The sequence below is a fragment of the Edaphobacter sp. FHG110511_03 genome (assembly GCF_059115365.1).
The window spans coordinates 1,726,483-1,747,198 of record NZ_JBZYWL010000001.1 but is presented as its reverse complement, the minus strand read 5'-3'; the positions used below and the strand labels follow the sequence as shown (position 1 = coordinate 1,747,198).

The window sequence follows — 20,716 nt, the reverse complement described above, 5'->3', positions numbered from 1 at the left end:
GTTCCGGAGATATGCAGTCCTCCCTGAGCTCGGCGTTTAGAACAGCGTGACAAGGTACCGACTCCAGCATATGGACATTGATCAGAACTTGCTGCTCCACCGGATCCAACCCCAATCCTGAAGACACCTGAAGGGCACTGATTGCCGCCACAGACACTGCGTCTGCGAACGATCAGCCGGGCGGCATTGACCTAAGATTTCCCGAGATTCAAGGGTTTTCCCTAGTATCGGATCCTCTTTGCCCTGAGATAGGCTCCCTGACAATCACAAACTTGCGATTCCGGGAGAGAGGAAACGCGACACGCGCCAAGCCGATGTTGACACGCTCTGGGGCCTCAAGGGATTCGCGGAAGAGTGCAAGACGGAGGGAAGTCACCCATGAATCCGAAGCCAGAAACATTAGCAGCAGGACTTCGACGTCTGATGGTAGTCCTCTGCGCCATCGTTATCATGCCAGGTGACTCGCTGGCAGAGTTGCGGCCTCCTGCTCCGGAGCAATCCCCTTCCCCGCAGAAAACGGCGACAACACCGCCTGCCCCGACTACCAAGATTCCTGCGGATCAACTGGATTCCCTTGTTGCACCCATCGCACTATTTCCGGATCCAATGTTGGCCCAAACCCTTGCCGCCTCCACGTATCCGCTTGAGATTATTCAACTCCAACAGTGGCTTGCGAAGAATCCGGGGCTGAAAGATAAAGCCCTTGCTGATGCTGTCACTAAGCAGACGTGGGATCCAAGCGTCCAGGCCCTTGCCGGCCTGCCCGACATAGTCAAGCGCCTGGCAGACGATATCCAGTGGACAACTGATCTGGGCAATGCGTTTCTGGCGCAGCAAAGCGACGTCATGGATGCCGTACAACGAATGCGAAAAAAAGCCCAGAGCGCCGGCAATCTGAAATCAAATGAACAGCAAAAAGTAGAAACCAAGGTTATCGAAAGCAAGAGCACTATCATTGTTGAGCAGGCAAATCCCCAGGTCATCTATGTCCCTTCCTACAATCCAACTGTGGTGTACGGGCCGCCAGTCTACCCCTATCCGCCGATTTACTATCCTCCTCCGGGGTACTACGCGGCAGGGATGGCAATCTCTTTTGGCGTTGGTGTTGCTATGGGTGCATTTTGGGGCGGCGGCGGTTGGGGCTATGGCTGCGGCTGGGGCGGTAACAACGACATCACGATCAACCGCAACAATAATTTCAACCGCAACACGAACGTTGGCGGCGGCAACCGAGCTTCCCAACTACCCGCTCGCGGTGGTGCCGGAGGAGTAGGCGGCGTCGGAGGTGCAGGTGGTGCTGGCGGTGTTGGAGGAGTTGGCGGTGCTGGCGGTGTTGGAGGTGCTGGCCGTCCAGGTGGTGCTGGCGGCGTAGGTGGCGTTGGTGGTGTTGGAGGGACGGGCAACCGGCCGTCGCAGCTACCTTCCGGTGGCAATTCATGGCAACACAACCCGCAGCACCGCGGGGGCGCTCCCTATGGAGATCGTGGAACGGCGGACCGATTTGGCGGTTCGGCTCGGGGAGACTCGCTGGCTAATCGTCAAGCGGGCGCGAGGGAGCAGGTTGGCAGACAGGGCGGCAATCTAGCCAGCAGTCGTGCTGGAGGCAGCGGCTTGGGGGATCGATCGGGAGGCCTTAGCGGAGGCGATCGATCGGGAGGCCTTGGAGGAAGCAATCGATCTGGAGGCCTTGGCGGAAGCAATCGATCCGGAGGACCTAGTGGAAGCAATCGATCCGGAGGACCTAGTGGAGGCGCCGCAGGTGGTGGAAACCGGGGTGCATTTGGGAGTGGGTCCGGAGGATTCAACGGATCAAGCGCACGCGCCAACAGCAGCCGAGGTGCCTCCAGCATGGGCTCTCGAGGAGGCGGCTTCAGTGGTGGCGGCGGCCGTGGCGGTGGAAGGCGGAGGTAGGCATGGAAGGCAAACATAGGAGCACGGCAATGAAACCAACGTCTACGAATAGAAATCACTCCCTATGTGCCTGGATTATGAGCGTCATGGCTTTGCCATGCTTGTTCGTGCCGGTGCTTTGCGCTGCTCAGCAGTCACCGGCAACGGCTTCGGCTACCACAAGGAGCATTCCGGCCGGCATAAAGGCCTTTGACACCTCGCAACAAGCTGCCGATGCGCTGGTCCGCGCAGCCGACCCATTCGACGAGACTGCACTTGCCCAGATTTTTGGCCCAGATGGACACGACATTGCGTTCACTGGAGATGTCGTACAGGATCGTCAGCGTGCTGCTGATTTCGCAGCGGAGGCCCGCGAGAAGACGAAAGTTTCCGTTGAGCCGAAGAAGGGGCAACGGGCCTACCTTCTTGTGGGAAACGAGGACTGGCCGTTTCCTGTGCCGATCGTCAAGAGGAGCAATCGATGGTTTTTCGATAGCAGGGCGGGCAGACAGGAGATTTTAAATCGCCGCATCGGCTCAAATGAGCTCGATGCAATCAATATCTGTCATAGCTACGTAGAGGCACAAAATGAATACGCTTTACAGAAGCGCGAAGGTTACGCTGTAAATCAATACGCCCAACGTATTATCAGCACCCGTGGCAAACAGGATGGTCTGACGTGGCGAAACGAAGACGGTACCCCAGGCGGCCCGATCGGTGAAGAGATTGCTGATGCAATCGTACAGGGCTACACCAGCAAAGCGGAGCCTTACCATGGCTACTTCTTCAAAGTGTTAAAGGGGCAGGGTCCCGCCGCGCCGTTGGGGGAGTTGGACTACGTTATTGAAGGCGCGATGATCGGGGGCTTCGCCCTTGTGGCTTCCCCAGCCGAGTACCGCGTCACCGGGGTGAAGACGTTCATCGTGAGCAACGACGGTGTTGTGTACGAAAAGGATTTAGGGGTGTCTACGCTCGATGAATTCAAGAAGATGGAACGTTTCAATCCGGATAAAACCTGGACTCCAGTGGAAGAAGACTAAAAAATTAGTAATGATTCGCAGTTGGCAACCAAAGAGACTGACTGGGAAAAACCTTGCGATGACTCCGCTCCATTCGTAGTAGCGACGCTCTCAATTCTTGAGACGTCAGGATTTACCTCAAGACGCCTTTCCTTTTTATTCACGCGACTGGCTGAAGGGTGCCAACGGCGAAATCGTTGCTATCGGGCTGAACTCGGTGTTGGTGGACAAACGTAACGCTGCCGATTCGAAAGTTACGCTTGGGCGTTAAGTATTTTCGAGAATTCTCAGGCAACTTAACTCTACAGAGATCCGCGCTACAGATCTCGGGCGCCGTCTCCTTCCAGGGCAACTGCACAATGGTCGTAATTTTATTTTGCCCCAGCGTGTGCGCTTTCCCACGCCCGCACTTTGGGTCGCGCTTCGTCGAAAAGACGCGCGAAGTTTCCTTTACGCACTTTTTCGCTGGCCTCACTGGTAAGCAGATTCCACAAGAGTTCATACTGGTAGAAGATTTTGAGGTAGCTCTGCTGACTAGTGGGTGCAACTTCGTCAGTACCGAATAGAAAGCGATCCGGGAAGCGATTGATTAAGTCCACGGTGATCTTTGTCGCTTCAGGGCTCGCAACAATGTACTTAGCTACCTCATCCCACGAGATGTCAAAATAGACGTTCTTCATCGCGGGATCGCTTAGGATGACCGCAAGATTGGCTGCGTGATCTTTTATCGGACGAACGATGCGGCCCAGCCCTGTGTGCGCCCAGATGATTGTCGCATTAGGGTGCCGCTTCAAAAGAGCTTTCATCTGTTCCAGATACGCCGGTGGCGCGTCCTGCTTCGGGAATGGAACATCCATATCGTTGTGGATGATAACGACCAGCCCAACCTCCCCAGCGAAGTCGAGAACCTTGTCCAACGCACGGTTTTGAAGATTCGCTGTCTCTCCTGCAATCTTGGCGGAGACAAACTCCTTGTGGATCGTGAACTCTCCAATACCTGAGAACACGCCCGGAAATGTTTGAAGCACACGCCGTATGTGCTCCGCGGCGTACATGTCGGTCGGATTGAAGCCCGTGATCATCGGTTCAAAGCGCGCCTGTTCTTCCTTGGAAAGTGATCGGTACGCCATCGCGATGTACGCATCCGTAAACGAGTAGTAGTAGAGTGGCGAGTCGGTCTGCAGGTAGTAGGTTGGCGCAAAGTCGCCTGAGTTCTGATACGACCATTGCTGCTGCAGCGGGATTCCGAACAGAGCGACACGACCGACCTTCGTACCCATGATCTTCAGAAAATCATGGATTTCGACGCCTTCTTGAATGTAGTTGGTGAGATGGAAGTGTGAATCATTTGCAATAGGATCTTTCATCGACGTACGGGCCTGCGCCATCGCTAACCCGCACGAGCACCACAACACACTCGCAACCACCAACGTTACGCTTCCCTTCCTTCGGAGCAACGTCGAAAAATTCCTCATGGCGACCTTTCACTTCTCCGAGCCAATGGTCTGCTCAGGAACACTCAATCAACGGCCACCGTCCCCAAACAAACTCGCATCACTACGGATGCAACACAAGCACTGCAAATAGGCCCAAGCCCACTCGCTCCCGCCCGCGCGGTGTCAGTTCATCGTTCATGTTTAGAAAGCCAGCTCTAGAGTCGTGTGGAATATCATGCCTTTGCCGCCCAGTGCAAACGGGACTGATGTATAACCCACAGGCGACCGGAATAGATACAGTGCCTCCGTGTTCCAGCGCAGCACACGGTTCTTATGCGGGAACCAGTTCATTCCGATGCGCGCATCATAAGGATTGCCGTACTGACCGAAGATGTGCGAGCCCCCCGAGTACAACTGTAGCTTCTTCTGAATTGGCATCATCGAGAGCTGGAACTGGTAGCCCGTGTCGTAGCGCGGCTTAATCGCCAATGTCCCCGGACCCGCGAAGTCATTAAGCCACCGCCAGAAGCCCTCGCTCTCGAATGCCCACCCGCGATATTTGAATCCGCCATCAATGGAAAGCATTTGGTAGCGTAGCGAATTCACCGTGATTCCCGGTCCAAACAAGTTCGGTGTAAAGATCACGGTGCCGTCTGAGAGCCGAATCTGCGTGTTTTCAAACGAGTCTTGGCCCGGCTGTTCCTGCGCGGTCTCCGTGCTGGTCGTATAGTGACCTCCAAATCGCGTCGCCAGCTTCTGATGATTTTCAAAGTCACCAAACCCCAACCCGAACTCCCCTGTCGTTGGCTCCCACACGAGCGCCGTGCTAACGGTATTAAACAGGTTGTCCAGTTGTGCCGCACTCACACCGAGTGTACTCAGGTTATTGCCCACCATCGCCTGATATCGCAGCGTCTTCGTAATATCGCCTCGCGCCCAGATCCCCGACGTATACGATGGCCGGAAGAACTCGTCCGCAATGAGCCGGGTATCAACTCCCAACCAGAATGGAAAGTTGCCCTCAACGCTGCGCGTGCCCGGCAACGAGGTAATTCCGGCCGCCAAGTTGAAATGCCTGTTGAAGGTATAGTTCACATTGCCGGCCAGCACCACCTGCGCGGCGCCCCCCTGCGTCGCATTCGACGTCCAGGCATACAAGAAGTAGCGCAGCTTTGGGTTCAGCATCCAACCCAGAAACTTAATCTGCACCTTGTTAATTTGCACATCCTGGCGTCTCTGGAGAGCACTCGTCAAACCAAAGTAGTTCGTATACGTTGAGGCCAGATTCTTCTGGTTAAGATAACGAACATAACTGTAGATGCTGATGCTCATATCCCCCAGTTCGGTGTTCGCTACCTTGTAACCGAGATTTGGAGTGTAGGTTCCCCATGTCTTTGGTTGCTCCTGCCCGCCACTCATACCATCGAACGGATTGACGGTTGAAGTCGGACTAACGGTGGCGTTCATTCTCGGATGGAAAGTCGGAACCACTTCGGTAGCCGTACCTGCGGCCTTCTCGGCATGCACTGCCGGCGGAGAGACAATCGAGGTCTCCAGCAGCCGGGTCTGCGAACTCTCCTGCGCTGCTGCTTGCACGCCGCCCGCCTCAGATCCACTCCGGGCCTCTAGGATGGCTACACGATCCTGGAGGCTCTTGATGAGTCGCAACATCTCCTCTTCGCGTGCAGTCAGGGGAGGTTCGCTAGCCAAAGGAGCTAAGGTATCGTTGCCTACACCATGTCGTGACTCGTTCTCCCTATCTGTCGTCTGCCCAAAACCAAACCCCGCAGAAAGTAAGCTTACCCCTAAGCCAACTTCGAAAAAAACTCTCCGGCACTTCCGCAGGCCTCGAAAACATAAGATTACAGAATTCATAAGTTCCCGCCTGTAACCTGGAATTTACCGCTCGCCGCGAAGGCGTCACGCAATTACTTGAACCCCACGGAACTCGGGGAAAAGATGTTGTAGTTTAGCTTTTCGGCGACGTACCGGATGACTTTCTGTGCCTTTACGCTGTTTCCCGCCTCATCCAGCGGCGGGGCAAACACCGCAATCGCGCCCTTGCCCGGAGCAATCGCAACAATCCCGCCGCCGACGCCGCTCTTCGCCGGCAAACCCACATTCCATGCCCAGGTACCCGAGCCGTCATAGAGCCCTGCCTCCATCATCGTGCTCAAAATGTGTGGAATATCTTCGACTTTGATCACGCGCTCGCCCGTTGATGGATTCACTCCGTTGTTCGCAAGTGTCGCGCCCATCCGCGCTAGTTGCGTCGCATTCACACCCACTGAGCACTGCTTCGTGTACACGTCCACCGACTCAAACGGATCGGCATAGATTCGGTCATACTTAGCAAGCAGGTAAGACAGCGCCTTATTACCCGTATTCGTAGCCGCCTCAGACTTGTAGACTTCATCAATCAGAACCAGCTTCTCTCCTGCAGCCTTACTGTAGAAATTCAGAATCTTATTCCACTTCTCATCCTCCGAGCTGCCGGAGATCATGCTCACCGTCGCAATCGCACCAGCATTGACAAATGGGTTTCCACTATGGGACGGCATATCGACTACGGCGACTGGCGAATTGAACGGACGCCCTGTAGGTTCAGAGCCGATCTTTTCGAGTACTTTCTCCGGCCCCTGCTCTTCCATCGCAAGCGCCATTGAATAAACCTTCGAAATCGACTGTATGGAGAACGAGTAGGTCACATCCCCCATCGTCAAAACCTGGTTGTCGGTCGTAACGATAGCTATCCCGAATAGATTCGAATCCACCTTTGCAAGATAAGGGATGTAATCAGCGTTCTTTCCATTGGTGTCATTTCTAAATTTCTCGTAAGCTTCTTTGACGACCGCCTCGACCACCTCCCGTCGTGGGGCAACCGGGCTAACCTTCGTGTTTTGAGCCATCGCAGAAACTGCGCAAAAGTATTCGATAAATAGCGAAGTTGCCATCAAGACCAAAGTCGAAATTCGGCGTGCGTTCACAGTAGATCTCCTTTCCGCTCTCGAGTGCCTATGATCCTTTTCGAACAAGATCGAGCAACAGCTCTTCTTACTCAGAAAACAAACGTCTTGCCATACGAATACTTGAAGGAAAACTGCACTCGATAGTCGTTGAAGTTATAGCCGTTCTGGAAATTCACTCGCCGGCCATACTGAAACTCGCCGCCCGCCATGACGTTCTTGACTGGGTAGTACAGCAGATTCGTAAGCGCGTAATATCCCTGGTGGAAATCGCTAGGGGACTCAGCATCCGAGTTCCAGATGTTCACCATCGATCCTCCAAACGTGCTGCTAAATTTTGGGCTCCAGTTGTGATCAACAAACGCGACCGCTCCAAGAATCGGCAGAGGAACTCCCTTGATCGGTCTTACGGGATTGGAAAAGTTATTCTGGATGCCAATGTCAACCGGTGCGTCGTTCATGTAGTTCTGAATACCGTGGCCATAGACCAGTTGGAGCTTCCCTGTGGTCTTCTCTCCGAACTTGATGTTTGAACTTGCATTAATACCCCAGCCAAACGCTGAACCGCCAAGATTGAGCTGGGGCGTTGCTTTGTTGTCCACCCACGCTATTCTCCGGAACATGCTCGCAATCTGAAAATATCCCCACTTTCGCTCGAAGTGACCCTGCATCGAAAGGTCAGGAAGAATGAACTGCGGTGTAATGTTCGAGAGCTCGATGCGGCCGCTGTACACGCCTTGATCTGCGCTAGCTCCGGGACGTTCGGCCGCAATCATAAACGTGTTATGCGCTGTCTTAATCGGCGTCCACCGAAATTGCACATTCCGGAAGAAAACCATCCCGTTAGGGCCCCAGTATTCAAGCGAGTTCGGGAAGACATTAGGATCCATAAACGGACTCCACGTCTGCCCCGCGCCGAAGTGGCCCATCTCCCCCCAGGCATGGCGCAAGCGAAATGTGGTCTGTCCGGCATCGACACCTGTGCCGAAAAGTTCAAACTCGAAGATTGTCTTCAGGTCGCCATAAGACGTTGGTGTGGACGTCTTCACCCCAAATCGCGTCTGTCGGACACTGAAATAGGTCTGTCCGTTTTGCCCGAACTGATTCGCAAAAGCCGGTAACTTCGTCGGCCGCATCACATCAAACCAACTCGGATCGATTTGTCCGAAGTCGTAGCCGGAATCCATCTGAGCGTACCCATAGATATCGATCGTGCTTTCTGTCCCAGACTTCTTTTCGTCAGCCTGCGCACTAGGTGGCGGCGATGCAGCGCCGGTTCCGTGATTGTCAGGCGAGGTAACGACCGAACTGTGAAGGGTATTGCTTGGCCCACTCTTACTCTCCCCGACACCAGTCGCTGAATCTCGTGCGCCAGGCTGATTTTCCAGTGCAGTGATCTGCCCCTTCACCTCTCCCATCATTTGTTCCAATTGCTGAAGCTTGTCCTTGAGCTGCTGGATATCCTGCGTCCGGGTGTTCTGGGACTGCGCTTGAACCGGTGGGATCCAGATAACGGAAAGGAAGAGTAGCGCGATAAGAGAGATATTGCCCCAGGCATTCTTCTGGTTTAATCTCATAATCTTTCTACCTCCATGGATCCCCGCAGGTCGTTGCCGTAAGGTCCCAAGTACTTGTATGACTTTGGACCAGCGTCAACAACTAGGAGAATCCCTAGGTAACCTGTTCACTCCGTGTCGCGGAGAGAACGCAATGAAATGAACTGTCCAGGAATGTCATCTCGGCGAGGCAATAGCGAGCATTCGGGGAAGGAACATCCACCTAGGCGTTTCCCCAGTTGCTGAGGGACATCGCACACCCTATATATTGGGTTTTGCGACTTGTGCCAGATCGACGCTACATGCATCAGGCCTGCGTATGAAAACCACAGTTTTGTTAGCTGATGATCATCTCCCGTTGCTCGAAGCTGCTACCGCCATCTTGAGACCCCACTTCGATGTAGTGGGGACTGCAACTGACGGCGCAATGCTTGTGTCGGAGGCTCTTCGCCTTCGTCCAGATGTCGTTGTGACTGACATTACGATGCCTGTTTTGAACGGCATTGAGGCTGTCAGTCAACTGCGGGACTCTAATTTCCCCGCTACCTTTGTGTTCTTAACAGTCCATGCGAATGAAGAATTCCTTAAGGCGTCCCTGGCAGAAGGAGCGTTAGGATATGTCCTCAAGTCCCAGATGAAAACCCACCTCGTTGCTGCGATACATTCCGCACTCAAAGGCGAATCCTACGTTTCTCCATTTGTTTCCCGGTGATGTAACTGTCCTGAGAATCAGGGCCCGGATGAGATGTATCTTAGCGAATACCGACGATAGGCCATCGCCTGCTGGACAACGTTGGTGCGATTCTTTCTTCGTGAACGAGTTCCCCAACCAACATTTCTCCAACATTGAACACACCTACAACCACATCGGCAGTGACAGAGATACGGGCAGGTTTCGTAGAGGTGTAGAAACACTGGTACGCACAACAGCGATTGCATTCAAACCACTGATAAGAATCAATATGTAGCTGACGAACTCCTTCCAGCAGTCGTTTATTGGTGGCCTCGAGGAGGGGCGCTCGTCTCTCGTGCCACACCTTCGACCCGTTTCGTTTGTCAGTTAGTGATGAAATTACCACTAGCCGGACCTGCAACTTGCCAGTATTATGGTCGCCACCTCCCGGGTCGAACTTTCCATTAGGACCAACTAGGCTTGGGGAGCATTCTCTCGGCGGCGACAGTGGTTAGGCCTTCAAAGCTTGAGAACCACTTTGGAGATTCCCTTGTCCCCAGCAATGGAATACCCGATCACAAGCGAACAGGCCCTCGGGCAGGATTCTCGAGGGGGCTATGCCCATCGTGGAAGGCAGGCTCGAGTCTTAATTGCGGCTGCAATCCTTTTTTTTTCACAATTGCTTTCGGCGCATGCTGATAAATCTGTTCGACGCGTCCTCATATTCAATGACTTTAATTCTATTTCTTCGCCTGGTATTGCAATCCTGGATCAAGCCATTGCATCTGGTTTAGCAAAGTCCGCATACCAAGTTGAGTTGTACAACGAAACTCTCGAATCAACTCTGTTTTCAGATGATGCCACCCAACACCGTTTTCGCGATTGGTATATTCGCAAGTATTTGGACCGCAAACCAGACCTGATTATTACTGTGGGGCCGGCTTCCCTCAGATTTATGATCGAATCGCACGAGAGTTCATTTCCGAACATTCCGATCATCTTCTGCGGAACCACCGAAGAAATGCTGGAGCAGTTGAAACCCTCTGTTCATTTTACTGGTGTTTGGGCGGTAGCAGATCCAGAGAAGACCCTGATCGCGGCATTGCGAATGCTACCCAGCACGAAGCATGTGATCGTCGTAGGGGGTGTCGGAACGTTTGACCGAGTGCTTGTAGCAACGGCCCGGGCAAGCTTCCATAACTACGAATCGAGATACGAGTTCGCCTATCTCACTGACCTGGACATGCCTTCGTTGCTTGAGCGCCTGAAGCTCCTGCCACGTGACAGCATCATCTATCACACTTCGATCATGCAGGACGCCGCAGGAAATCACTTCGTTGACGCGTCTCAATCAGTCCCCCTGATCGTTGGCGCCGCTAACGCGCCGGTATTTGTTACCGATGATGTAGACCTCGGTCCCGGTACGGTGGGCGGGTATCTGGTTAGTTGGGCCGAAGACGGCCGAGTTGCGGCCACGATGGCTTTGAGGGTTCTCAACGGGGAGAGACCCCAAGACATCCCCTTTGTTAAGAACAAGAACATCTACCTCTTCGATTGGCGAGCCCTGAATCGCTGGGGGATCAAAGAAAAGAACCTTCCACCCGGCAGTACGGTACTTTTCCGTGGGCCGTCCCCATGGACGCGCGCCAAAGGGGTCTGGCTCACGGTCATTCCGATCATTCTCGGTCTCTCTATCCTTGCTGCTTACCTGCACTTCAGCCGAAAGCAAATCGAGTTCGCAAAAGACGCGCAGTTACACCTCAGTGGGCTATTGATCAATGCTCAGGAGAAAGAACGAAGCCGGATTGCATCCGAACTCCATGACGATTTTAGCCAACGCCTTGCGCTACTCTCACTCGGGTTGGAAAATGCCGCAGACGAATTGCCGGATTCGTCCGTGACGGTGAAGCGGCAGTTACAAAAGCTTTTCGATTCGGCTAGTGAGCTTGGGGCCGACATTCATACCGTATCCCATCGCCTTCATTCATCTACGCTTGAGAGTCTTGGACTTGTACCGGGAGTGAGCGCTCTGTGCAAAGAGTTTACTGATCGGTATGGAAGTGACATTGATTTCTGCGCTGACAATATTCCACGCCGCATTCATCAGGATGTGGCGCTATGTTTATTCCGCATTATCCAGGAAGGGCTTCAGAATTTTAGAAAGCATAGTGGCACAGCAAAAGCTCAAGTCAAGTTGTGGACGGCGGGCGACAAAATACTTATGTCCGTGTGCGACAAAGGCAGAGGATTCGATCTTAAGGAGATCACCAATAACGGAGGAATTGGCATTCGAAGTATGGAAGAACGCGTACGCCTTCTGGGTGGACGATTCTCTATTTACTCAGAACTTACGAGGGGAACCAGAATCGAGGCCTGTGTCCCGCTCCGACCGGTCACCGAAATGTTAAATGAGGGTTGAGATGAATCATCTCCTTGTTGGGCACTGCGCAACAGCACGCGCTAAATAGTTCTCGGATAACGTTTTATCGCTATAGCGTTGGAGACGCTAACTATCTGTTACTAAATTGAATGCCGGAAACTAGTGTATGATGGTGCGCATTTAACGGGCTCTCTGACCGTCGAAAGGTTGGCATGTCATGGAGAGGATTCCCACGAACCGGGCCCGTCCACGATGCCTGATCGCGGATGACCACGTGATTTTTTCCGATGCCTTGAGGGTTTATTTGAGTACGGCGCTCGAAATTGTAGGAGTGGTTTCGGATGGCAGGACTCTTGTCGTCGAAGCAATCAGGCTGAAGCCGGAAATAGTTATTGTCGACATAGGCATGCCGCTCTTAAATGGATTAGACGCGGCCCGCAGAATCAAGGAACTGGCACCCCAAGTAAAGTTGATCTTCTTGACGATGCGGGACGACCCGAATCTTGCTGCCGCGGCGCTTGAACTCGGCCCAATCGCGTTTGTTCTCAAACATTCCGCCGGTTCAGAGTTGCTACAAGCGATTGACCAGGTATTGCGCGGCCGACCTTATCTGACACCCAAACTGAAGGCAGACGATTGGGTTGAAGCGAAGACCCGTGCGAGGCAGTTCTCAACAGAAATGACGTCGCGACAGAAAGATATCGTTCAACTGCTCGCCGAGGGCAGGTCCATGAAAGAGATCGCCGGACTTCTCCAGCTTAGTCAGAAAACCGTAGAATTCCACAAACATCACATCATGATGTCGTTCAACTTCAAAAGCAACGCCGACTTGGTCCTGTTTGCGTTGCACCGAGGTCTGATTGCCCCAAGCCCTCGAACTGGTGATTGACGGGCAACAATGTTCTCCCGCGCTATCTAAGACTCAAGCGATCAATAAAACGCTCGCCCTGACGGCGGGATAGACGACCTTGGATGAAGGCAATACGACGATGAAGCGCGACCCGATCGAGATATTTCTCGTGATCAGGCGGGTTTTTCCAGTGTTTAAAATACGATGGGCGTTTCGTTTGCCAAGCATCGACTAGCTCAGGATCCATCTCCGATGGTCATATCCGATGGTCATAATGGATACGCTGGCCACATTACGCTCGAGCATGCGGCGAACGTATTGCTCCATACGCTCCGGATGATAAACAGTGCTTTGATCAGTTGAGCGTTTGCACTGACCCTCGGGACCTTATTGACGGAAATCCGAGTCTGGTTCGATAGGCACCGAGTACAATTCCGACTGTAATGGCTGCTAACTTTATTCTCGTGAGATCAGGTTTCTTTCCCAGAGCCGGTATCATTAGCTTGGTACAAGCGTTGCTCATCTGTGCGCTGTTCGCTGGCGATTTTTGCGTACGAGCGCAACATCTGGCGGCGGTTGCAATTCGCGGCGTAGTGACCGACCAAAGCGGCAATCCGGTTCCTGATGTCATCGTAACGTTGCAACAAATTGGCGTGGTGACGCGAACGGATGCTCACGGTGGCTTTTCGTTTACTAATGTCCGGTCAGGCAAATATTCAGTGCGCGCGGAAAAAGCCGATATGCGTGGCTCGGCGGAGATTTCTACGGGCGACGCAGCGTCGCAAATCACTCTGATTCTTTCCGCAAACGCTGCACGCACTAAAGGTATGGAATTTACCGATAAACCAAACTTTACGGTAGCTGGCATTACCGATTGGACTGCGGTCGGCGGTCATGGGTCAGATGCAAGCCTGCGGACGAGCGAGACTCTCGCACGAGAAGCGGCGACGCTTAAGCCCGATGGAACAATTCAGGTTGGTCATACAAGCGATACAGAGAGGGCGCTACGTGCCGCTGCGTCAGCATCGCCTGAGAGTTTTGTCGCGAATCGCGAACTTGGCAAATTTTGCCTGCAAGAAAGGAACTATCGAGAAGCGGTGGTTCGATTAGAAATCGCTTTCCACATCGATCCGACAAATAGCAGTAATGAATATGATCTCGCATTTGTCTACAGGGAAGCCGGCGATCTGAAGCGGGCACATGAGCATATACACCACCTGCTAGCTAAAGAAAACGCTGCAAAGTTCCATCGGCTTGCGGGCGATGTGGATGAGGCAATGGGCGATGCGCTATCTGCTGAACGTGAGTACGAGGCAGCTGTGCATCTAGATCCAAGCGAGGCGAATGAATTTACGTGGGGCGCAGAGCTATTGTTACATCGCGCCGTGTGGCCGGCGATCGAGGTCTTCAGGAAAGGGGCGGCTGCCTATCCGAAATCGGCGAGGATGTTGTCTGCGTTGGGTGTTGCACTTTTCGCCAGTGCGCAGTATGAAGAGGCAGCTCAGCGTTTGTGTGAAGCCACGGGGTTGAATCCAGAGGATGCAGCACCCTACACTTTCCTCGGCGAGATCGAGATAGCCTCACCTGCTCCTTTGGGTTGTGCGGAGCAGAAACTTGCTCGATTTACGCAGACAGAGCCGGGGAATGCTCGCGCAAAGTATTACTACGCGATGGCAATCCTTAAGCGCCAGAGCATCCCTGCGAATAGGCTGGACGTCGAGAATGCCCGCGCTCTTCTAGCCAAAGCGGTAGAGCTCGATCCGAAGTTTGGAGAGGCATATCTCCAGTTGGGAATTCTGAGTATGGACAAGAAGGATTATCGACAGTCCATTGACTTTTTCACCAAGGCCGTTGAAGCGAATCCACAGCTTGGTGATGCCCATTACAGGCTTGGAATCGCCTATCAGCGTATCGGTTTGGCGGGGAAGGCCAAGGAGGAGTTTGAGCGGCATGACACGATTGAGAAGGCACAGGCGGAAGCCGTTGAGCAGCAGAGGACCAAGGTCAAGCAGTTTATGGTTGTGCTGCAGGAATCAGCAGACGTGAAGTAATGTCTGTAGGGGGGTGACTCTCAAGCCTTCTTGGGTTTGTAGGTTGCAACGATCCCTTCTCCTTCACGGATTGTGAGTATCTGATTGGCTTGGACATTCGTGAATCGCTCAATCTTTTGAGTCGTCGGCCATTTCACTTCAACGGCATCAACAATCTCGGATCTCCCAAGTCCGAAGTGCAGACGCAGATCGCCCTGCGACATAACACTGGTGCCGCTGTGAACTTCGTCCATCTGCACGTGCTTGCCCGTGATGACGCGCGCACGCGCGCCGATTGCTGTGCGATTACATCGGGTCCCGATGAGCTTGAGTTTGATCCAGTTTTGCTGATTACCGCCATCGTTGCGCAGCAGCGAGGGTGTGTCGTTCATGTTAAGAATCAGGACATCGATATCGCCGTCGTTGTCATAGTCGCCGAAGGCTGCGCCGCGACTGGAATATCGTTCGGCGATCCCAGAACCCATCTCCGCCGAAACGTCCTTGAAGCGGCCATTGCCCAGGTTCCTGTAGACGAGACGCGGATTCTTGAAGGTCTGGCCGAAGTGGTATTTGTCGATTTCGGGATAGACATGACCATTGATCTGAAGGATGTCAGTCCACCCATCGTTGTCGTAATCAACAAAGCCGCAGCCCCACGCAACATAACCGTTATTCACCGCAGTGCCTGCTGTAGTAGTGAGGTCCGTGAAGGTGCCGTCGCCGTTGTTGTGGTACAGATTGCAGGTATCGTCGGCGAAGTTTGTTTTGAAGATATCGAAATAGCCGTCGCAGTCATAATCGGCGACGGCGACACCCATTCCTGCCTGCTCGTGCCCGTCGTCGTTATAAGCGCAGCCTGCCATCACGGCAACGTCCGTAAAGGTGCCGTCGTGATTGTTTTTCAGCAGAACGCTTGGCTGTGAGTCTACGGCAACGTAGATGTCTGGCCACCCATCATTGTCGAAGTCATAGGAGACTGCGGTGATGGAATAGCGCGGGCCGACTTTGTAAATGCCGGATTTTTCAGAGACATCAGTAAATGTACCGTCGCCATTGTTGTGGTACAGGATGTTGGTGTCGCCAGGGAGGCCGCGCGGACCACACATAATGGGTACGCCCTTCCACTGACAGAATTTGGTGTCTGTTTCAGGTGGGATGTCCTTGGGATCAAGTTTGAGGTAGTTGCAGACGAAGAGGTCGAGGTATCCGTCGCGATCGTAGTCAAGGAAGGTGCATCCTGCGCCTAGCCGTACTTGCGGTTGTGAGAGGCCAGCTTTCTGGGTGACATCGGTGAATGTGCCGTCACCATTATTGTGGAAGAGCACATTGTGTCCCCAGAAGGTGCAGAAGAGATCGTCCCATCCGTCGTTGTTGTAGTCGCCGACACAGACACCGGTCTGCCAGCCTGTCCTTGCAAGTCCTGATTTTGCCGTGACATCGGTGAATGTGCCGTCGCGGTTGTTTTTATACAGGTGAGTCGTAGGAGCGTGGCCAGAAGGCCACTGCACATCGAAACGGTTGCCGTTTGTGAGATAGATGTCCAGCCAACCGTCATTATCGTGATCGAAGAAAGCGATCCCACAGCCCTTCGCTTCGACGATGGAGCGTTTGTGATCGACTCCTCCCCAGACATTCGGAACGGCGAGCCCAGCCTCCGTGGCGACATTGGTGAACTGCACAGGTGAGGTTGGCGCGGTAGTAGCCGCGTGAACCAGGTCGGGATTACGCCACTTCCATAGAGGTGTCGTCAGGGTTTCAAGGAGCGTACCGCTGAGCAGAAAGAGCGATGAGTTGAGAAAGCGCCGACGGGGAACGATCACGTTCATAGAGTCTAATGCGGTTGAGATACCTGGTAAACATCAGGTCTGGGTTTTGGAGCCACTGCTAAGGGCGCGACAGCATCTCCAAGGCACGTTGTGCTGTCTGATTCTGCGGTTGCAATACTAATAGCTGTTGCAGGGTCTGGATTGCCTGCTGCTTCTCGTGGCGAATCGCATAGAGTTGTGCAAGGTTTAGATAGGACTGATCGAAGGAAGGTGTGAGGCGGATGCAGGTCTTGAACTGCTCTTCCGCACGATTGTAGTCTCCAGTGCGGACATAGACGACTCCGAGATTGTTCAAGGCTTCAGGGTAGCCCGGGCGCAGATCTGCGGCCTTCTGCAGATAATCAGATGCCAGTTTCAATTGATTTTGTTGAGCGTAAAGCATGCCCTGACTGTAGTTAGCTTCCGGATCATCCGGCTGAAGCTGCAAAGCGTGGGTGAGTAGGTCCTGTGCCTTGCCGAATGTGCCCTGACGGCGATACAGATTGCCAAGATTGAGAATGGCGATGGTGTAACTGGGGCGAAGATCGAGCGACTGCTGAAAATCGCGGATGGCTTCGTCCGCCAGGCCCTGTCGCGCCGCGATCATGCCAAGGTTGTTCCATGCCTCGGGGTAGTCTGGACGCAGCTTTATAGTCTGTTCGAGATGCCGACGCGCTGTAGGGAGATCGTTCTGATGCAGGCTTAACGTACCTAGATTGTAGTAGGCCTCCGGGTCGTTTGGCTTTTGAACGACGACCTGTCGGAACGATTCCGCTGCAGTATCGAGGTAGCCATGCTGAAAGAACGCGACACCGTAGGTGAAATCGTTGCGGTGAAACGCATCTTGATAGACCGTGCCGGGAAAGGGGAGAGCACGCGACAGGCGTTCGGCTGCAGAGGCTGGTGCTAGTCTCACGTCCTGGAGGATTTGTTCGGTGTCTATTCCCTGATAGACCTTCACGATCATTCCTTCAGCGTTCACCAGGAACGAAACTGGAAGGACTAGATCGCGGCGGCGATCGTAGAGATAGCGAAAAATGATGTTGTAAATTCCCGTAGTCTCAGCGTTTGCAAAGAGGATCGGAAGGTCAAGTCCGAGTTGTGCTGCCAGCGACTTCCCCGCTCCAGCATTCTCGTCCGTGTTAATGGTAAGAATCTTCAGACGGGCCAGACCGAATGCGGAGCGATGCTGATGCAGATGCGTCAACACTGTCCGACATTGTGGCGCCTGGGCTGTCCAAAAAATCAGAAGCGTGAAACCTCCGCGGAGGGAACGCAGGCTGTGTTCTTTGCCATCGAGGCCGGGAAGCGAAAATTCAGGGGCTTTCATAGGCTCAATGAGCCATGTCCCGAACGATGCGGGTGTCTGATCGGTTGCAGGTGCAGGGCTAAGATTAGAAGAGATAGCCGGCGGGGCAGCGAAGGGCTTGGCTACGAAATTCGTTGAGCCTTCCTCGATTTCAATGCGATGGCCGATGGGGATGTTGTCAAAAGTTTGTTTGTGTCCTGAGGGCCACTGAATCGTTGCGCGAACGGGACCAGAATGGTTTGCTATGCCGAAAAAGATTTCTTTGGAATGCTGTGCGAGGAAGCCGGAGCCGGCTTGAATTGATTTCGTCTGCCTCAGGGGACCTGCCTCGAGCGCAATCGTGGATCCAATAGCATCACGGTTGCTTTTCGTGCCACGCAAGCGGAAGGAGACGGAGTGACCGATATCCTGTAATGCATTACGGACAATGCGGAGCTGAGGAGCGTTGCGATTTTTCAGGATGATCTCCAGCCGACCGTCATGATCGATGTCGGCGAGGGCAAACGAGCGGCTGTCTTCGATGAAGTCGAGGCCGACGGCTCCTGAAATCTCTGTGAATGTTCCATCGTGATTATTTGCGAACATCACATTTCGCTCATACCCGCTCCAGGAGTTATCCGACCGGATAAGTTCGTTGAGAGCGTTCCATCCACGCTCATAAGCTTGTGACGGAGTCGAGTCTTCAGGAGATTTGCCAACAATCTGGCGCCAGAAGAAGCTGGCAAGGTCGTTATGCTCGAGACCAGAGATGTAGCCATTGGTGACGTAGAGATCCGCATAACCGTCGTGATCGAAGTCCCAGAAATCCGAACTCCACGACCACCGTCCCATCCCAACGCCTGCTTGCTCACTTACGTTTTGAAATGTGCCGTTGTCCAGATTGCGATAGAGAGAGTTGCCACGTGCGTGGCGGCGATAAAGAGCGCGTATGTTTTCCGGCGCCCCTTTGTGAAAGAGCATTTGTTCGGTGATTCTTTGACCCGCGGCTGACCACATATTGGCGGCATAAACATCGGGTTCTCCGTCATTGTCGATATCGGACCAGGACGCGCTCATGCCGGCTCCGACATCTTCTACATGGGCTTCAGTTGAAACGTCCGTAAAGGTGCCGTCGCCGTTGTTGCGATAGAGATTGCTGCGGCCAAAGTCGTTTGCGATATAAATGTCAGGGAAGCCGCTGGAACGAAAATCTTGCCATGCACACGCAAAGCTATAACGGTTGTTATTTTTGTTGAGCCCGGCAGCTTCTGTGCGGTCTGTGAATCTGCCATCGCCTTCGTTATGCAAAAGGAAGTTTGGCGGGCCGTTCCTCGCATCGAAGTAGGGCACAGGATAGTGATACTGTTCGAGACCGAGATAATAGCTGTAGAGGCAGAAATAGATATCCAGCCTTCCGTCTCGATCGTAGTCTGCCACAGCCGCATGGGTAAAAGTTCCCTGCGGATTTTGTGTGAATGTGAAGGCGTCGCGCTTAATTTGAAAAGTGCCATCGCCCTGATTCAGGAAGAGTAGCGGTCCAGTGCCACAAACGACGAGCAGGTCCTGGTGTCCACTATTACGAAAGTCCGCGAAGATCGCGCAGGCAGTATTGTCGAGCGCTCCTACTCCTGCGCGTTCGGTGACATCCTCAAATGTTCCATCACCACGGTTTCGATAGAGTCGATTCGGCAGCCCTCCTGGTTGACAGATATAGAGATCGTCGAATCCATCGTTATCAAAATCACCGACGGCTATGCCGTTGTTACCGTAGACGTCAATCCCGCAGGCACCATCGAGAACGGTTCGCCAGTAATCGGTTCCGTGTAGTAATTGAGAGCGGTACGAGTCGATGGACCCGAGTGCATGCTCGGTGATATCGACAAAGGCTGGCGAGGATACGATGCTGCGCGATTCTTCTCCGGCCACCCAGTGGTGAATCCTCCACGTGTTCGTGGAATCAAGGGCCCATTTGGTCTGCCAGTGTCCGATGCGTTCTTCGCGGCGTGTGCCTTCGGTTTCAAATACAAAGTTGTACCGAATGCCGACTTGCAGGTCCAAGGAGTTTACGGATGTCTCTTCGAGGTTGACCACATCAAACTGCGCAGTCAGGATGCGTGACGCCGGCTGAAAATAACCGCGAAGTTGTTTTAAGAATTCATCGCGTCCCACAACCGTTCCCGATGCGAACTCTATCTTGAGTGTCTCAATTCCTTGCGTATTGCGTAACGTTTTTTGCCGAAGAGGCACGAAAGATGTAGCAGCAATTGAGTGATCAAGCAGCTTTGCGAGTGAATCGAGATCGCGAACAGAGCGGGTGATTGAGGTACTCCATTGCCTCAACTCCTGCTCAATTTCGAAGGCATATTTTTCGGTGACAAATTGATCCGACCCCATTGCTACAAGCCGGAGAATATCTTCCAGAGGTGACTTCGCCGGGTAGTTGGCTTTGAGATGAAACTCGCCCAGAGGTAAGGGCAGATAGCCGGGCTGTGATGAGGAGATGTGGAAGAGCGACCAGTTGTCGAAGGGTGCCACGCGTAGGAGGACTGGCGCCATCCCCATCTTCTGCAGGAAAGTGCGGCGAGAGAGGAGCGGGCTGGGCACGTGTCGGGAGAACTTCCTTGAAATATTTCGATTGATGGCGAGACGTTTCGCAAGCAGCAAATGCATGCTAGCACCAATGCGGAACCTGCCGAAGAAGGCGGACCAACGAAAGAAGCGGCTTCGTAAGGCTCAAATATTTTTGTTTGACAAAAGGGATTTCCGAAGAATAGTCTGCGCCCCAGATAAAAAGTAACCGGTTACCTAACTGCGAGCTGTCGG

General features: G+C 53.4%; 12 protein-coding genes. 6 read left to right on the top strand and 6 right to left on the bottom strand.

Going from position 1 to position 20,716, the window contains the following annotated elements:
• The first annotated feature begins 378 nt into the window (after positions 1-378).
• Together AC5S26_RS07075 and AC5S26_RS07070 are read left to right on the top strand one after the other, a co-directional pair.
• Positions 379-1,911, top strand: coding sequence for a DUF3300 domain-containing protein (locus AC5S26_RS07075; RefSeq protein ID WP_494184146.1), 1,533 nt, complete (start codon positions 379-381; stop codon positions 1,909-1,911).
• Between the two features lie 77 nt (positions 1,912-1,988).
• Positions 1,989-2,930, top strand: coding sequence for a DUF2950 domain-containing protein (locus AC5S26_RS07070; protein ID WP_494184145.1), 942 nt, complete (start codon positions 1,989-1,991; stop codon positions 2,928-2,930).
• Between the two features lie 350 nt (positions 2,931-3,280).
• On the opposite strand, the gene AC5S26_RS07065 is transcribed toward AC5S26_RS07070, so the two are convergent.
• The 4 genes from AC5S26_RS07065 to AC5S26_RS07050 form a co-directional block, all read right to left on the bottom strand.
• Complete coding sequence (locus AC5S26_RS07065; RefSeq protein ID WP_494184144.1) at positions 3,281-4,384, bottom strand: amidohydrolase family protein; 1,104 nt, start codon at positions 4,382-4,384, stop codon at positions 3,281-3,283.
• 162 nt (positions 4,385-4,546) lie between these two features.
• On the bottom strand, positions 4,547-6,016 hold the full coding sequence (locus AC5S26_RS07060; protein ID WP_494184143.1) for a hypothetical protein: 1,470 nt from the start codon (positions 6,014-6,016) through the stop codon (positions 4,547-4,549).
• Positions 6,017-6,273: 257 nt separating this feature from the next.
• Complete coding sequence (gene glsA / locus AC5S26_RS07055; RefSeq protein ID WP_494184142.1) at positions 6,274-7,254, bottom strand: glutaminase A; 981 nt, start codon at positions 7,252-7,254, stop codon at positions 6,274-6,276.
• 149 nt (positions 7,255-7,403) lie between these two features.
• Positions 7,404-8,888 carry a DcaP family trimeric outer membrane transporter gene (locus AC5S26_RS07050; protein ID WP_494184141.1) on the bottom strand — a complete coding sequence of 495 codons (1,485 nt, stop codon included), beginning with the start codon at positions 8,886-8,888 and terminating at the stop codon, positions 7,404-7,406.
• A 298-nt stretch (positions 8,889-9,186) separates the two neighbouring features.
• Between AC5S26_RS07050 and AC5S26_RS07045 the strand changes: the two genes are divergently transcribed.
• The 4 genes from AC5S26_RS07045 (at position 9,187) to AC5S26_RS07030 (ending at position 14,821) form a co-directional block, all read left to right on the top strand.
• Complete coding sequence (locus AC5S26_RS07045) at positions 9,187-9,579, top strand: response regulator (protein WP_494184140.1); 393 nt, start codon at positions 9,187-9,189, stop codon at positions 9,577-9,579.
• A 511-nt stretch (positions 9,580-10,090) separates the two neighbouring features.
• Complete coding sequence (locus AC5S26_RS07040; protein ID WP_494184139.1) at positions 10,091-11,959, top strand: sensor histidine kinase; 1,869 nt, start codon at positions 10,091-10,093, stop codon at positions 11,957-11,959.
• 178 nt (positions 11,960-12,137) lie between these two features.
• Complete coding sequence (locus tag AC5S26_RS07035) at positions 12,138-12,809, top strand: response regulator (protein WP_494184138.1); 672 nt, start codon at positions 12,138-12,140, stop codon at positions 12,807-12,809.
• Between the two features lie 404 nt (positions 12,810-13,213).
• Entirely contained in the window at positions 13,214-14,821 is a 1,608-nt protein-coding gene (locus tag AC5S26_RS07030; protein WP_494184137.1) for a carboxypeptidase regulatory-like domain-containing protein, read from the top strand.
• A gap of 20 nt (positions 14,822-14,841) precedes the next feature.
• Here AC5S26_RS07030 and AC5S26_RS07025 read toward each other — a convergent pair whose 3' ends face one another.
• On the bottom strand, positions 14,842-16,626 hold the full coding sequence (locus tag AC5S26_RS07025) for a CRTAC1 family protein (RefSeq protein WP_494184136.1): 1,785 nt from the start codon (positions 16,624-16,626) through the stop codon (positions 14,842-14,844).
• 58 nt (positions 16,627-16,684) lie between these two features.
• Positions 16,685-20,449, bottom strand: a complete 3,765-nt coding sequence (locus AC5S26_RS07020) for an FG-GAP-like repeat-containing protein (RefSeq protein WP_494184135.1) — start codon at positions 20,447-20,449, stop codon at positions 16,685-16,687.
• Positions 20,450-20,716 lie beyond the last annotated feature (267 nt).